General features: G+C 60.7%; 12 protein-coding genes. 8 read left to right on the forward strand and 4 right to left on the reverse strand.

The genetic code is table 11. From position 1 onward, the window contains the following. The first annotated feature begins 7 nt into the window (after nt 1-7). The 3 genes from B723_RS24165 (at nt 8) to B723_RS24175 (ending at nt 4,271) form a co-directional block, all read left to right on the forward strand. Nucleotides 8-1,030, forward strand: coding sequence for a heme-dependent oxidative N-demethylase family protein (locus tag B723_RS24165; RefSeq protein ID WP_017338160.1), 1,023 nt, complete (start codon nt 8-10; stop codon nt 1,028-1,030). Nucleotides 1,031-1,202: 172 nt separating this feature from the next. Beyond that, nucleotides 1,203-2,741: an APC family permease gene (locus tag B723_RS24170; RefSeq protein WP_017338159.1), complete on the forward strand. Its 1,539-nt coding sequence runs from the start codon at nt 1,203-1,205 to the stop codon at nt 2,739-2,741. A 105-nt stretch (nt 2,742-2,846) separates the two neighbouring features. Continuing rightward, nucleotides 2,847-4,271, forward strand: a complete 1,425-nt coding sequence (locus B723_RS24175; RefSeq protein WP_052909689.1) for a gamma-aminobutyraldehyde dehydrogenase — start codon at nt 2,847-2,849, stop codon at nt 4,269-4,271. Nucleotides 4,272-4,367: 96 nt separating this feature from the next. Here the strand turns inward: B723_RS24175 and B723_RS24180 are convergent, their stop codons facing one another. Continuing rightward, on the reverse strand, nt 4,368-4,604 hold the full coding sequence (locus B723_RS24180; RefSeq protein ID WP_017339318.1) for a hypothetical protein: 237 nt from the start codon (nt 4,602-4,604) through the stop codon (nt 4,368-4,370). 181 nt (nt 4,605-4,785) lie between these two features. Between B723_RS24180 and B723_RS24185 the strand changes: the two genes are divergently transcribed. The 5 genes from B723_RS24185 to B723_RS24205 all read left to right on the forward strand — a co-directional run bounded on the left by B723_RS24185 (nt 4,786) and on the right by B723_RS24205 (nt 11,402). Beyond that, nucleotides 4,786-6,549: an L-lactate permease gene (locus B723_RS24185; protein ID WP_017339319.1), complete on the forward strand. Its 1,764-nt coding sequence runs from the start codon at nt 4,786-4,788 to the stop codon at nt 6,547-6,549. A gap of 646 nt (nt 6,550-7,195) precedes the next feature. Then, nucleotides 7,196-8,695, forward strand: coding sequence for a glycolate oxidase subunit GlcD (glcD, locus tag B723_RS24190; protein WP_017339320.1), 1,500 nt, complete (start codon nt 7,196-7,198; stop codon nt 8,693-8,695). Continuing rightward, nucleotides 8,695-9,759 carry a glycolate oxidase subunit GlcE gene (gene glcE, locus B723_RS24195; RefSeq protein ID WP_017339321.1) on the forward strand — a complete coding sequence of 355 codons (1,065 nt, stop codon included), beginning with the start codon at nt 8,695-8,697 and terminating at the stop codon, nt 9,757-9,759. The genes glcD and glcE overlap by 1 nt, the downstream gene beginning before the upstream one ends. A gap of 3 nt (nt 9,760-9,762) precedes the next feature. After that, entirely contained in the window at nt 9,763-11,004 is a 1,242-nt protein-coding gene (gene glcF / locus B723_RS24200; protein WP_017339322.1) for a glycolate oxidase subunit GlcF, read from the forward strand. After that, nucleotides 11,001-11,402 carry a heme-binding protein gene (locus tag B723_RS24205; protein ID WP_017339323.1) on the forward strand — a complete coding sequence of 134 codons (402 nt, stop codon included), beginning with the start codon at nt 11,001-11,003 and terminating at the stop codon, nt 11,400-11,402. Before glcF ends, B723_RS24205 begins: the two co-directional genes overlap by 4 nt. A 42-nt stretch (nt 11,403-11,444) precedes the next feature. Here B723_RS24205 and B723_RS24210 read toward each other — a convergent pair whose 3' ends face one another. The 3 genes from B723_RS24210 to B723_RS24220 form a co-directional block, all read right to left on the reverse strand. Continuing rightward, on the reverse strand, nt 11,445-12,929 hold the full coding sequence (locus B723_RS24210; protein WP_017339324.1) for a bacteriocin immunity protein: 1,485 nt from the start codon (nt 12,927-12,929) through the stop codon (nt 11,445-11,447). A gap of 76 nt (nt 12,930-13,005) precedes the next feature. Beyond that, nucleotides 13,006-13,482, reverse strand: coding sequence for a DUF6392 family protein (locus B723_RS24215; RefSeq protein WP_017339325.1), 477 nt, complete (start codon nt 13,480-13,482; stop codon nt 13,006-13,008). After that, complete coding sequence (locus tag B723_RS24220; RefSeq protein WP_033037334.1) at nt 13,482-16,034, reverse strand: S-type pyocin domain-containing protein; 2,553 nt, start codon at nt 16,032-16,034, stop codon at nt 13,482-13,484. Before B723_RS24220 ends, B723_RS24215 begins: the two co-directional genes overlap by 1 nt. Nucleotides 16,035-16,062 lie beyond the last annotated feature (28 nt).

Raw genomic sequence — 16,062 nt, forward strand, 5'->3', positions numbered from 1 at the left:
GAACAAAATGAATATCCAATTCAATCCCGACGAAACCTATCGCGACGACTACACCTTCGCCAACAGCCCGGAAACCATCGCCCGCGCGCCCTTCCCGTTCCCCGATGACGACTACATGTATTCGATGAACCTCGAACCGCATGTGTCGGTGGGCGACGGTGCGTTTCGCGCCGCATTCGATATCGACGAACACTACATCAGCGAATGCCGGGACCGCGCGATCACCCTTGAGAAAGATCCTGGCATGCACTACGTCTCGGCGCCGCACATGATGGAAGCGCAATGGGATTTGCTGGAGCTGATCATGGAGTCCTACGCCCGGGACTATCCGCAGTACTTCAGCCTGGCGCGTGAAGGTCGGCAGTGGCACTGGACCAACCGCCTGCTGGACATCGACGACCATTTCACCTTCGGCGACCCGGCCACCCTGCCCTACGAGCCGATGGAGTACGTGACCCGCCAGGCCCAGGGCGATTGGGTGTTGCAGGAAGAACGCGACGGCACGCTGTACTGGGGCGCGGGGATCGCCACCCAGCGCGCGGATTACTCGCTGCGTTTCAACCTCGGCATGAGCTGGGAGGAGTTCCACGGGCCGGTGCCGCTGGTCAAGGAAATCGGCATGCTCGACCGCGCCTTGAAGTTCCTGCTGCGCCTGCGCACTGGCCATCCGGTGCGTCGCCTGAACTGGTCGCTGACCGTTAACCCGCGCCTCGAAGTCTCGGCCGAAAGCCTGCCGGAATGGGCGCCGGACCGGACCATCGTCACCGCAGAAAACGCCGGCAAACTGGTTTACCTGCGCATCGAGTTGCAACCGCTGCATCGCCTGCCGCGCAGTAACGCCATCGTCTTTCCGATCCGCACGTACCTGCTCAGCCTCGAAGACATCGCGACCAACCCGGCGTGGGCCCGACGCATGCACCGGGTGCTGCGGGACTTGAATCAGCAATTGGTTGATTACAAGGGTTTCAGCCGTTATCGCGATGCTGCCGTTGAATGGCTGTCGCAGTACGACGACGAAACCAAAGCCTGACGCGATCCCCCGTGGGAGCCAGCCTGCTGGCGATGGCGGTCTTGAGGTCGCTATGGCTCCCACAGGTTCGAGGTGTCCGTGAGACCCCCATACAACAAAAAGATCGACAAGAACATCGGCCGGCCAACCGGCCAACCCAGCAAACACCTGCCATTGATAATGAGGAAATAAAATGAGTGGCTCATCCAACACGCGTGCAAGCGTCAGCGCCGATCAGGACGCGGAACAACTCCGCGCCCTCGGCTACAGTTCGGACTTCAACCGCAGCATGAGCCTGTGGGAGAACTTCTCACTGGGCTTTACCTACCTGTCGCCGGTCGTCGGCGTCTACACCCTGTTCGGTTTGTGCCTGGCCGCCGGCGGCCCGCCGATGTTCTGGTCCTACCTGCTGATCGGCGCCGGGCAATTGCTGGTGTGCCTGGTCTTCGGTGAAATCGTCTCGCAGTTCCCGATTTCCGGGGGTGTCTATCCGTGGGCCCGTCGCCTGGTGGGCAAGCGCTGGGCGTGGATGGTCGGCTGGGTGTATGCCTGGGCGTTGTGCGCCACCATCGCTGGCGTCGCCGTGGGTGCCGGGCCGTACCTGGCGATCATGCTGGGTTTCAATCCCGGTCCCGAAGCCAACATCTACATTGCCCTGACGATCATCCTGCTCTCGACCGCCCTCAACCTGGTGGGCACCAAACTGCTGGCGCGGGTGGCCATGTTCGGCTTTCTCTGCGAGCTGGTAGGGGCGATTCTGGTCGGCGGCTACCTGCTGATCTTCGAGCGTCATCAGCCATTCAGCGTGCTGTTCGACACCTTCAACCTTGAGGTCAACGGCTCGTACTTGCCGGCGTTCCTCGCGGCCTCGTTGGCGGGTCTGTTCCAGTACTACGGCTTCGAGGCCTGCGGCGATGTCGCCGAAGAAACCCCGAACCCGGGCAAGCGCATTCCGAAGGCGATGCGCATGACCATTTACATCGGTGGCGCGGCGGCGATGTTCGCCTGCCTGGCGCTGATTCTCTCGGTGCCGGACATGGCCAAGGTCCTGGCCGGTGAAGACACCGATCCGGTGGCCACCATTCTCGCCAATGCTTTCGGTCCGGTAGGTTCGCGACTGGTGATGGCGGTGGTGATGGTGTCGTTCATCTCTTGCGTGCTGAGCCTGCAAGCGGCGGCCAGTCGTCTGCTGTTCGCCTATGCCCGTGACGAAATGATCATCGGTAGCTCGCTGCTCAAACGCCTCTCGGGCAACCATGTGCCGTCGTTCGCGTTGCTGATCAGCGGCCTGGTGCCCGCGGCGATTGTCTGCCTGGGCATGTTCATGGCTGATGCCGTGGCGACCATCGTCGGATTCGCGGCGATTGGTATCTACGTGGCCTTCCAGCTGATCGTCGTCGCCGCGTTGATCGCCCGCGCCAAGGGCTGGCGCCCGAACGGGCAGTTCACGCTGGGTGCGTGGGGCTTGTGGGTGAACCTCGCTGCGTTGATTTATGGCGTCTGCGCCATCGTCAACATGGTCTGGCCGCGCTCGCCGGATGCGCCGTGGTACATCAACTTTTCGATGATCCTGACCACGCTGGTGGTAATGGGCGCTGGGCTGGTTTACATGCTGCTGGGCAAGCCGTACGACAAAGGCACGGCACCGGCGGGGGATGCGTGGAAGTTCTCGAAACCGCAGGTTAAGGATACTGACCTGTCCGGTGCTTCGATCAATCGATCGACGATCTGACAACGACTGCCCCGAAAGGAACCGGATCCTGTGGGAGCGGGCTTGCCCGCTCCCGAACGGATTCGGTTCCGACAGAAAAACAATAGATTCGAAGAGGACAACGCCATGCAAACCCAACTCTTGATCAACGGCCAACTGCTCGACGGCGAAGGCCCCGCCCAACCGGTGTTCAACCCGGCCCTCGGTCGCGTGCTGGTGGAAATCAACGAAGCCAGCGAAGCCCAGGTCGATGCCGCCGTGCGCGCCGCCGACGCCGCGTTCGACAGCTGGTCGCAGACTCCGCCCAAGGAGCGCTCGCTGCTGCTGCTCAAACTCGCCGACGCCATCGAAGCCCACGGCGAAGAGCTGGCCAAACTCGAATCCGACAACTGCGGCAAACCCTACAGCGCCGCGTTGAACGACGAGATTCCGGCGATTGCCGACGTGTTCCGTTTCTTCGCCGGCGCCAGCCGTTGCATGAGCGGCTCGGCCGGCGGTGAATACCTGGCCGGCCACACCTCGATGATCCGCCGCGATCCGGTGGGCGTGATCGCCTCCATCGCGCCGTGGAACTACCCGCTGATGATGGTCGCCTGGAAAATCGCCCCGGCCCTCGCCGCCGGTAATACCGTGGTGCTCAAGCCGTCGGAGCAAACCCCGCTGACCGCGCTGCGCCTGGCGCAACTGGCGTCGGAAATCTTCCCGGCCGGCGTACTCAACCTGGTGTTCGGCCGTGGTCCTTCCGTCGGCAGCCCATTGGTCACCCACCCGAAAGTGCGCATGGTGTCGCTGACGGGCTCCATCGCCACCGGTTCGAACATCATTTCCAGCACTGCCGACAGCGTCAAGCGCATGCACATGGAACTGGGCGGCAAGGCCCCGGTGATCATCTTCGACGACGCCGACATCGACGCCGCCGTGGAAGGCATTCGCACCTTCGGTTTCTACAACGCTGGCCAGGACTGCACCGCGGCCTGCCGCATCTATGCGCAGGAAGGCATCTACGACAGATTCGTCGAGAAGCTCGGCGCGGCGGTCAGCAGCATCAAGTACGGCCTGCAGGATGACCCGTCGACCGAACTCGGGCCGCTGATCACCGCGCAGCACCGCGACCGGGTGGCCGGTTTTGTCGAACGCGCCATGGCGCAATCGCACATCCGTTTGATCACCGGCGGCAAGGCGGTTGAAGGCAATGGTTTCTTCTTCGAGCCGACGGTGCTGGCCGACGCGCTGCAGGACGACGAAATCGTCCGTCGCGAAGTGTTCGGGCCGGTGGTGTCGGTGACCAAATTCAGCGACGAAGCGCAGGTGCTGGGCTGGGCCAACGATTCGGATTACGGCCTGGCGTCGTCGGTGTGGACCGCCGACGTCGGTCGCGCGCATCGCCTGTCGGCGCGCTTGCAGTACGGCTGCACCTGGGTGAACACGCACTTCATGCTGGTCAGCGAAATGCCCCACGGCGGTCAGAAATTGTCCGGCTACGGGAAGGACATGTCGATGTACGGGCTGGAGGACTACACCGTTGTGCGGCATGTGATGTTCAAGCACTAAAAGCTTCGCGAGCAAGCCGGCTTCCACATTTGACCGCATGCCCCTGTGGGAGCGGGCTTGCCCGCGATGGCCTTACCGCTGATCCAACGCCAGGCCCTACAACGTCCTCTGCCCGTTGCCGATGTCCTTGGCTTTCTCGACCCCCCATTCCATCGCGGCCTCCATGTCGAGAAAATGCAGCGCGGGATGGTCGTTCTCCTCAATGGCCGAGCCATCAGGTCGGTAGACACCTATGAACATTCCCAACGAACCGTCCCGCAGGATCTCGGCCTTGACCTCGATGCTGCATCCGTTCGACAGCGTTTCCGTGTGGCGCAAATGGCGTTCAGTCATTGTTGCGTTCCTCCGGGTAGTTAAGTCGGTCAACGCGTACCGCAGTCCCTATTTTTAGTACAAAAAACCGCTGAAAGGCCTGGTGTACAAGGGTGCAAGACAGCGGCGCAATGCCACCTATACTACAAGCCACCGCCCCCTCGGGGTCTGCACTCCCAACAATAAAAAGCAGAGGTGGAACATGGTCTGGCAGCAAATCTACGATCCGTTCGGCAACCCGGTCATTTCAACCATCATGGCAGCAGTGCCGGTCGTGGTGATGCTGGCAGCCCTGGCGTTCTTCCACATCAAAGCACATTTGGCGGCATTGCTCGCCCTCGCCTCCGCCCTGGTCATCGCGATCTTCGCCTTCGGCATGCCGGCGAACATGGCAGGCTCGGCCGCCCTGTATGGCGCCGCCAACGGTTTGCTGCCAATTGGCTGGATTGTGCTCAACATCATCTTCCTGCACCGACTGACCACCGAGAACGGCTCGTTCAAAGTGCTGCAAGACTCGCTGGCGCGCATCACCGATGATCGACGCCTGCAGTTGTTGCTGATTGCCTTCTGCTTCGGCGCCTTTTTCGAAGGCGCTGCCGGTTTCGGTACACCGGTGGCGGTGACCGGGGCGATTCTGATCGGTCTGGGCTTCTCGCCGCTGGCCGCGTCCGGCCTGGCGTTGATCGCCAACACCGCGCCCGTGGCCTTTGGCGCGCTGGGTACGCCGATCATTACGCTGGCCAAGGTCACCGGGCTGGATGAAATGGAGCTGTCGATGATGGTCGGGCGGCAATTGCCGTTTTTCTCGGTGATCGTGCCGTTCTGGTTGATCTGGGCCTTCGCCGGCTGGCGCAAGATGCTGGAAATCTGGCCGGCCATCCTGGTGGCCGGCGTCAGTTTCGCCGTGCCGCAATTCCTGGTGTCCAACTACCACGGGCCAATGCTGGTGGACGTGGTTGCCGCGCTGATTTCCATGGCCTGCCTGACCGGTTTTCTCCGGGTGTGGAAACCCGCGACGGTGCACACCTCCGCTGCGCTGTCCGGGCGTGTCGATAATTCCAGAATCGCCGACGAGCATGACGAAAAACCCGTTGCCAGTACGACCTTTGCCAGCGACGCCAAGCCTGCTGTCATGCGCGCGTGGATGCCGTGGATCATCCTCACGGTGTTCGTTTTCGCCTGGGGCACCCAGGGCTTCAAAAACATGTTCGATACCCGTCCGGCGATCGATCCGGTCACACACTCCGCCAAGCTCGACCCTCAAGGCAAACCGCTGCGCGAAGCGAACCCGATCTTTGCTCCGGTCATCACCTTCGGCACGATCCACCAGCAAATCGAAAAAGTCCCGCCGGTGGTGCCTGCGCCTAAAACCGAAGACGCGGTCTACAAATTCACCTGGTTGACCAGCACCGGCAGCGGCATCTTGCTGGCGGCGATCCTGGGCGGGCTGCTGATGGGCTATTCCATCCCGCAACTGATCAAGCAGTACCTGCGAACCATCTGGGTCGTGCGTTACTCGCTGATTACCATCGTGGCGATGCTCGCCCTCGGCTTCCTCACCCGTTATTCGGGGCTGGACGCCACCATGGGCCTGGCGTTCGCGGCGACGGGGATTTTCTACCCCATGTTCGGCACCCTGCTCGGCTGGCTTGGCGTGGCGCTGACGGGTTCGGACACGGCGTCTAACGTGCTGTTTGGCGGCTTGCAGAAAGTGACTGCCGAGCAACTGGGTCTTAGTCCGGTGTTGATGGCGGCGGCCAACAGTTCCGGTGGGGTCATGGGCAAGATGGTTGATGCGCAGTCGATCGTGGTGGCCTCGACCGCCACGCGTTGGTACGGCCATGAAGGGGAGATTCTGCGTTATGTGTTCTTCCATTCCATCATTCTGGCGATTCTGGTGGGTGGGTTGGTGACGTTGCAGGCTTATGTGTCGCCGTTTACGCAGATGGTTGTGGGTGGGCATTAAGCGGATGCGGTTTGCCTGGGTTTTGGGTGCAGGCGCTTGGGGGCATATCCGTTTTTTTGGTAACGGCGGCTATTGGTTCCGCCCTTACGGCGGGTTACTTGGAGAAGCGCCAAGTAACCAAGCGCCTGCGCCCCTGACGTACGGTGGCTCGCCATTCCCTCGCTCCGGTCCTGCTCCGTGGGCCCGCCGGCATCGGGGTAGCACCAATGTCATGCCCGCCAAAAATCCCCTGTGGGAGCTAGCCTGCTAGCGATGGAAGTCCAGACACCGCGTACATTCAGACAGCACGCGTTATCGTTAACGACTATCGCTAGCAGGCTAGCTCCCACAGGGGAAATGTGTACGCTGCAAGAGCCAGGTCGGTCCGAAGGCCGCCTCGCGGTGCTTTTGCGGTAGCCGCCCCCGGCCATGGATGGCCGATGGCGGCGGGCCCACAGAGCAGGACCGGAGCGCGGGCATGCCGAGCATTAGCGAGGCACCGAACGAAAGGGGCAAAAGCGCTTGGTTACTTGGCGCTTTTCCAATTAACCCGCCGTAAGAGCAGAACCATAAGCAGCCGTTACCGCAGAAACGGATATTCACCCAAACGCTCAAACAAACAGACCGCTGCCCCGGCAATGCACGAACGGAGTATCGTAAAACGACTATGAACATTCTCTACGATGAACGCGTTGATGGTGTGCTACCGGACGTCGACAAGGCCGCCTTGCTGCGAGCTCTGCAAACCCGCTTGCCGAAACTGGAAGTGCTGCATCAACAGGAAGAGTTGAAACCGTACGAATGCGACGGCCTCTCGGCTTATCGCACCACGCCCCTGCTGGTGGTGTTGCCACGCCACCTCGACGAGGTGCAAGGCGTGCTTCGGCTCTGTCATGAGCTGCAGGTCCCGGTGGTCGCCCGCGGCGCCGGCACCGGTTTGTCCGGCGGCGCATTGCCGCTGGAAAAAGGCGTGCTGCTGGTGATGGCGCGTTTCAACAACATTTTGCACATCGACCCCGCCGCCCGTACCGCACGGGTCCAGCCGGGTGTACGCAACCTGGCGATTTCCCAGGCAGCGGCACCGTTCGGCCTGTACTACGCGCCCGACCCGTCTTCGCAAATCGCCTGTTCGATCGGCGGCAATGTCGCTGAAAACGCCGGCGGCGTGCATTGCCTGAAATACGGTCTGACCGTGCACAACCTGCTCAAGGTCGACATCCTTACCGTCGACGGCGAACACCTGACGTTGGGCTCCGATGCCCTCGACTCGCCCGGCTTCGACCTGCTGGCGCTGTTCACCGGTTCCGAAGGCATGCTCGGGGTGATCACCGAAGTCACGGTCAAACTGCTGCCCAAACCGCAGACTGCGAAGGTGCTGCTGGCGGCGTTCGATTCCGTCGAAAAAGCCGGTCGCGCGGTCGGTGACATCATCGCCGCCGGCATCATTCCCGGTGGCCTGGAAATGATGGACAACCTGGCGATTCGCGCCGCCGAAGACTTTATCCACGCCGGTTACCCAGTGGACGCCGAAGCGATTCTGCTGTGCGAACTCGACGGGGTCGAAGCCGATGTCCACGACGACTGCGACCGCGTGCGCCAGGTGTTGGAAAACGCGGGCGCCACCGAAGTGCGTCAGGCCAGGGATGAAGCCGAGCGCGTGCGTTTCTGGGCCGGGCGCAAGAATGCCTTCCCGGCCGTGGGTCGCCTTTCGCCGGATTACTACTGCATGGACGGCACGATCCCGCGCCGCGAGTTGCCCGGTGTGCTGCGTGCGATTGCGGCGCTATCCGCCGAGTATGACTTGCGCGTCGCCAACGTTTTCCATGCCGGTGACGGCAACATGCACCCGCTGATTCTGTTCGACGCCAATCAACCGGGCGAGCTCGACCGCGCCGAAGCCCTGGGCGGCAAGATCCTCGAATTGTGCGTGAAAGTCGGCGGCAGCATTACCGGTGAACACGGCGTGGGCCGCGAGAAAATCAATCAGATGTGCGCGCAGTTCAACAGCGATGAACTGACCGTATTCCATGCCGTCAAGGCCGCGTTCGATCCGAGTGGCTTGCTCAATCCGGGCAAGAACATTCCGACCCTGCACCGCTGCGCCGAGTTTGGCGCCATGCACGTGCACATGGGTCAGCTGCCCTTCCCTGAGCTGGAGCGTTTCTGATGCGCAGTGAACGGGATATCGATGACAGCGCCGTGCTGCTGGAGCAGGTCAACCAGGCCCTGGAAAACGCCACGCCGCTGCGGATTCAGGGTTCCAACAGCAAGGCGTTTCTGGGCCGTATCGTTGCGGGTGAAGTCCTCGACACCCGCGCGCACCGCGGCATCGTCAGCTACGACCCGACCGAACTGGTGATCACCGCCCGGTGCGGTACGCCATTGTCGGAATTGACCGAAGTGCTGCACGACGCGCAGCAAATGCTGCCCTGCGAACCGCCCTCCTTTGGTGACGACGCCACGGTCGGCGGGATGATCGCCTGCGGGCTGTCGGGACCGCGACGGCCATGGTCAGGTTCGGTGCGCGACTTCGTCCTCGGCACGCGGGTCATCACCGGGCATGGCAAACACTTGCGCTTCGGCGGCGAAGTGATGAAGAACGTCGCCGGCTACGACCTGTCGCGCATGATGGCTGGCAGCTTCGGTTGCCTTGGCGTGATCACGGAAGTCTCGCTCAAGGTGCTGCCCAAACCACGCCAGTGCCTGAGCATCAGCCTGGAAATGGACAGCGATCGCGCCTTGCTGCGACTCGCGGAATGGGGTCAGCAACCGCTGCCGATCAGCGCCGCGTGCCACGACGGAACGAGCCTGCACCTGCGACTGGAGGGTGGCGAAGGCTCGGTGGCGGCGGCCCATGACCGGTTGGGCGGCGAGCTGCTGGACAGTGCTTACTGGACGGATCTCAACGAACACCGCCTGAGTTTCTTCGACGAGGATCAGCCGCTCTGGCGCTTGTCCGTGCCGCACAACACGGCTCGGTTGTCCCTGCCCGGCCGGCAATTGATCGACTGGGGCGGCGCCCAGCGCTGGCTCAAGTCCGACGCTGAAGCGGCGTTCATTCGCAAGGTCGTCGAAGAGGTCGGCGGCCACGTCACCTGCTACAGCCATGGCCTGATCGACAGCCCGTTCCAGCCGTTGCCTGCCGCGTTGTTGCGCTATCACCGCAGCCTGAAACAACAACTCGATCCACGGGGCATCTTCAACCCCGCACGCCTGTACGCGGAGCTTTGAACCATGCAGACGACCCTGAGCGACACCGCCCGGCACCTGCCCCGTGCCGAAGAAGCCGAAAGCATCCTGCGCACCTGTGTGCACTGCGGGTTCTGCAACGCCACGTGCCCGACTTATCAATTACTGGGTGATGAACTCGATGGGCCACGGGGCCGTATCTACCTGATCAAACAAGTGCTGGAAGGCAACGAAGTCACGCAGAAAACCCAGCAGCACCTGGACCGCTGCCTGTCTTGCCGCAATTGCGAAACCACCTGCCCCTCCGGTGTCGATTATCACAACTTGCTCGACATTGGCCGCGCAGTGGTCGATGCGGCGGTGCCTCGCGCCATCGACCAACGCCTGTTGCGTGAAGGTTTGCGCAGTGTTGTGCCCAACCCGGGACTGTTCAAGGCGCTGGTCAGCAGCGGTCAGTTTTTCCGGGTGCTACTGCCCAACACGTTGCAGGCCAAGTTGCCTCGCCGTGTTTATCCCTCCAGGCCTCGCCCTGCCACGCGCCACGCGCGCCAGGTGCTGATGCTCGAAGGCTGCGTACAACCGAGCCTGTCGCCGAACACCAACGCGGCAGCTGCGCGGGTCCTGGATCGACTGGGCATCAGTGTCACCTCGTCCGGTGAGGCGGGCTGCTGCGGTGCCGTGGATTATCACCTCGACGCGCAAGCTGCCGGACTCGACCGCGCACGGCGCAACATCGATGCCTGGTGGCCGAGTATCGAGAACGGCGCCGAAGCCATCGTGCAAACCGCCAGTGGCTGTGGCGCTTTCATCAAGGACTATGGCCATCTGCTGGAGCGCGATCCGGCCTACGCCGAGAAGGCGAAAAGGGTCAGCGCGCTCGCCAGGGACCTGGTGGAAGTGCTGGGCGACGAACCCCTGGAAACACTCGGCGTCCACAGCGACCAGCGCCTGGCCTTTCATTGCCCCTGCACCTTGCAGCACGCGCAAAAACTCGGCGGCGCGGTGGAAGCGATGCTGAGTCGCCTCGGTTTCAACCTGACGGCCGTACCCGACAGCCATTTGTGTTGCGGTTCGGCGGGCACCTATTCGATCACCCAACCCGAACTGTCCCGACAATTGCGCGACAACAAACTGAACGCACTGGAAAGCGGCCACCCTGACGTCATTGTCACGGCCAATATCGGCTGTCAGTCGCACCTCGACGGTGCGGGCCGAACCCCGGTCCGGCACTGGATAGAACTGGTCGAAGCCGCGCTGCCCTCAACGATCCCCGGAGAAACCCCATGAAGAGCAAAGCCATCCTGAGCCAGGCCGAAGTCAGCCAGATCCTCGCGGCCGCACGCACCGAGGCGCAGAACAACCAATGGGCCGTGACCATCGTGGTTGTCGACGACGGCGGCCATCCCCTCGCCCTCGAACGCCTCGACGGTTGCGCGCCCATCAGCGCCTACATCGCCACTGAAAAGGCTCGCACCTCGGCGCTGGGGCGGCGGGAGTCCAAAGGTTATGAAGAGATGGTCAACGGTGGTCGCTTTGCATTTTTGTCGGCGCCGCTGCTGACGTCCCTTGAAGGTGGCGTGCCGATAATCGTGGGTGATCAGGTAGTCGGCGCAGTCGGGGTGTCTGGCGTCAAGGCCGAGCACGATGCGCAAGTGGCGAGGGTTGGGGCGCAGTGTTTGCATTGAAGGTCGATCCCACACTCGGCGTCATGCGTGCACGGTAAACGTCTACTTCGCAGGTCGGTTGAAAACGATGTAGAGCGGGTCAAGCCCGGACGAGACCGGGAATACCAGGATGTAGTCGTCAAACCGGTCATGCGCCCGTTCGGCTTTGGCTTCAATCGTCGGCACTCGCGCGGACTCCACAAATCCCACACGACGCTGATGGGTCGGTGTAGCCGCCGGAGCGGTTTCAACGAAAATCGGTCTAGCCCAGTGGACAGTGACTCCAGCAACTTCAGGAGTAAAACTGAACCGGTTCCAATGCTGATCCTGCGTCGCCGCTCTGACCCTCACGCCAGAGATCGAATGACAGCCTCTGCATGCGTTGAGGTAAACCTGCGACAACGTTTTGATCTCACGCAACCCCTGGAACATTTTTCCAGGTCTGGCGGGGACTGCCGCCGTACTCATGCGAAAAGGCACTTCGACCTCAGCCTGGTTCGCAGCCAAGTGTTGCCAATCCTGGCCTTCGATGGGCAAAAGCTCGGACAAAGGGACGCTGACACCGAATATTTGAGCGTCTGCCCGACTGGAAAAGGCGAAGCTCAATACGGCAGCACGCTGGTTTTCAGTGTCTGGTCCGCCTGATGCGTTTTGCCAGGAAAACCCGGCAACCGTCGAACGTATCGCTTTAAGCAGATCCGCCTGCTGAGACGCCAGCAGCACCGGCGAACCGCCAGTCAGTAAAAGATCAGGACGTTTATGGGCAGAATCGAGGGAAGCGCTGATGGTGTGCACCGTTTGTATTGTGCTGCGCGAATCAATCAAGCGCTGATGCGCCACTATCAGCAACGCTTCCGCTTCATCATGCAGAGCGCGATGTCGTTGAGAAAGGCTTTCCAGCCGTAAGAGGTAGCGATCATGGGTGGCGTTGATCTGTTGCACGATACTCTGCCATTGCGCTTGCTCGGATCGTGCATAGGTGAGGTTGCGCTGAGCGCCGCTTTGGACGAATTCCACTCTCATTTTCCAGGACTGAAACTTTCTGACGGCTATCAGTGCTTCATGCTGGGCATGTTCCAGCGCGCGTATGCCGGTTTCCTGAGGGGAGATGTCCAGACGGGTGTTCTTTTGACGTTGAAAGTTCCTGATCTGTAGCTCGAAATGGCCGAAAGCCTCTTCAACGACCTGACCTGAAACGGCCACATCCGCCGCGATTTTTTCGACTTCGGCCAGGCTTCTGGCCAAAGGGGTTAGCGGCGCAACAAGTGGTTTGGCAACAGGAACATCCTCGTCTTTGAATGCCGGTATTCCTTGCTGGTGATGCCATGTCCTGACGTGGTGGACAACGGCTTCCGGGGTGTTGGTATTCGACTTGTCCATCGGGTAGAACAGCAGATCTGCACCTTGGGGATGACCGACGATCCGGTCGAAATGGTTGATCAGTCGATCATGGTCCGATTTCGGTAGGTCAACGGCCCAGATTTGGTTGACCAATGCCTGGAATTCCAGAGCGGTGTAATCCTTGAGTGTGGTTTTAAGTTCCATCATGAATTCTTCCTTGTTTCTATCGAGTCGCGGAATGCGAAGGCACCTGCTCTCCTTATAAGCAAGTGCCTGTTGGAATTTACTCGTGTCCTTTGTCAATCAAAGTGAAGACCAATGTTTTCACTTCCATCGCAGCGGTGTATTGAAATACAACTTTTTTGCCGGGATGAACCGCCGGATCAAGGGGATAGGCTTCCCATCCGCCGGTCTGACCCATCGGTTGAGGCATTTTGATGGGGCCTCTTGATTCCATTGGTTCGCCGAAGAGTGCGTGGACATCGGACTGGGTCAATGCCAGCTTATATGGCGTTGGGAGCTCACCCTTGTACTCGACGGTCGAGGGGGTCGTTTTGATGAGTGTTACAAAGACAGTTTCAAGCTGTTTACTCTCAGCCCAGAAGGACAGTGCGATGCCGACCTCGGGATTCAGATGCAACTTATCACGGCCTGGATACAGCTCCTTTAGCGGTTGATCGGGAACGATGCCAAGTGCGATCAAGTCGTTATAACTTTGGCCTAGGTTATCGATCCACGCTTCGATATTTGTATTGGTCATCAGTACCATCCTTGATCGTTGCTAAGTTTATGTAGCAAATCTCGTCCCAGCTCAATCTCCGATTCCGAAAAGCCAGACTCAATCAAACCTGGCTTTAACGCATCAAAATTCGTATCCACAGCCATTCGCAAGTCGAACGCATCGGCAGCCTGTTTCCGTGCGTTGTTACGTCCTCCGTAAGTTTCACTATATTTTCGATGCACTGCTGTGGGGATTGCGATACTCGGTGCTTTTCTTAAAAAGTCGGCCAATTCCTCAGGACCGATGTCCGGCCAGGAATCAACGATGTACGCCTCCAACGCCCTCCGCGATGGAATATGGTCAATATCCAACCCATCTCCCCTGCTCCGACCACTGAGTTCGTTATATGGCCCTACTTCCAGCGGCTCAACCGGCGGACCAACAAAAACCAGTCCCGGCGAAGGCAGTTCCATATCCCCCGGAAACCCGGGAATACTCGCACCAATCTCCCCTTCATCAACCGCCGGAAACGTCTCGTTTTGCGGTAGGACCGGGATGACCGGGTTGCCGGGATAAACCGCGGGCGGAATGGACGGGGTTGGTGATGTCGTCGAACCCAGTTGTTCACTGCCCGGCGGCACCAACGGTGTCCAGGTGCCAACCGGTGGAATCGGCCAGGGCACAACCGTCGGTACGATGCCCAACCATCCTTCGGTAGTTTGCGGTGTCTTGATGCTGATTTTGTCGAGGTTGAACGGGTCGGCCCAGAACTCCGGCCGCTCCTGATACCGCAGTTCGAATTCTCGGTTCGTACCCACCCATGTGCTTTTCGGCGCGTACGGGGCGAAGCCTTGTTCGACTCGTTTTTTGTTCACCTCATCGAGTGGACGGGTCAACGCCGGGTGTTCACCGAGCGTTCGCCACAGGGCTTCGTCGAACGCCTCGAAAGACTTGAATTCCTTGCCCCGGAACTGATCGCCAATCTGACTCGGGATCGCTGCGCCGGCCGTCTGGCTGACGCCCTTCCACCAATCAGCTGTCGGCGGTTGACCGGTTCCAGTGACAACGCCGGAACCCATGGCCGGAACGTTGAAGGACAGGTAGGTCGGTGGCAGACCAGGCACGCAGACAATGCAATCCTGAATGCGCCAATCAACACCCGCCGGGATGTCCTGAATCTGCGGTTCCGTGACAGTCAGACGAGTCTCGCTGGCCAAGGTCGCGTGAGGCGCGGCGTCAGGAGTGAACTGCACATACCTGGCCGGTGATCCAGGAACCTCGGCGGTGTAGATGCCTGTTCGCGGGTCGAGCACAGCATTCACGACCGGGACGCGAGAATCGATTTCGCCCCCCGTCGCGCCGACAACGATCGCGGTTCCTTCCGGTGTGGCTACAGGTTTGAGCCGGTATTCCACCTCCACCGAACCGCCTGCGTCAGCAGCAGTCCGCATCTCTTGAGGGTCATGAAGTTCCAGGGCTTGAGCCGGAACGGCGACGGCCTCGGACAATCGTTGTCGTTGCTCGGAGGTCAGCTCGCCGTTGCCCAGTGCGCTGGGATAGGCCATCCCCACCACGAAAATTGCGGCTTGCCCTACCGTGAGCGTCGCGGTGACGGAGCCCAGTTCGGTGATTGCTCGCGAAACGGCAATGACCAGTTTGTCGGCATCAACCCATTCCCCGCCGTGGCTGGGCAATACCCCGGCAGACAGCGCTGACGATGTGGCAGGTAATTGGAAGGTGTTGGCCTGTTTGATCTGTTCGAGGCGAGCATCCTCATCAACCTGTTGCTTGAACCGAATGCGCGCATCACGCTGCTCGGCGTGCTGCCGATGACGCTCCCAGAGTGCCTCCCGCTCACGCCAGATGATGGTCTGCTCGGCATGACGAGTGGCCAACGCATTGGATTTATCGTTGAGCCCGTCGATCTGCGCTGGCAGCAATCGGGCTTCATGAGCCGCGTTGTAGGCGCTCTCCCAGAGCTGATGACCACCCGTCAGCGCATCACCGAACTGCCCGAGTCGGGCCAGGTAGTCGTCGGCGGTTCGCGTGAGCGGATCGTGCCCGTCGAATGACCGGGCAAGCGCATTTTTTTCGTTGAGCTCCGCGGTTTTTAGGGCGATCAACCCGTCGATTTCGTTCTTGTCTTTGGTGATGAGATAAAGCTGCCAGCGCTCACTCGAGTCGCCGGCATGGTGCCGTTTTGCCGCCGAGATTTCGTTATCAAGTGACGAAGTGAGTTGCTCGGCTCGGGCGGTAAAACGTTGGTCTATTTCAGCTCTGGTTACGTTTTGAAGCTGGGTGAATTGTGCGAGTAGTTGATTGCGCGCATAGATGCGAGCCTGCTCTCGGGCTTGAGCAGCGGCCGCCACTGCCTGTGCTTCCTGCGCTGCCTTGTTCCGGTGGTACTCTTCCTTGGCAAGCCGTCGGGCTTCTTTCGTGCTTTTGCTGGGACCACTGGTTACGCCTGAGGCTCCTACGCGGTTGCCTCCAGAACCTCCACCACCGCCCCAGCCACCACCGCCGCCCGAAGCAGGCGGCCCGGACCTGATGACGACGTCTCCTGACGTACCATCGTTGAATCGTTGTGCCATACAGTCTCTCCTTGTCTGTAGGGCACAG

Origin of the sequence: Pseudomonas fluorescens NCIMB 11764, assembly GCF_000293885.2 — a bacterium.
GTDB classification, from domain to species: Bacteria; Pseudomonadota; Gammaproteobacteria; order Pseudomonadales; family Pseudomonadaceae; genus Aquipseudomonas; species Aquipseudomonas fluorescens_B.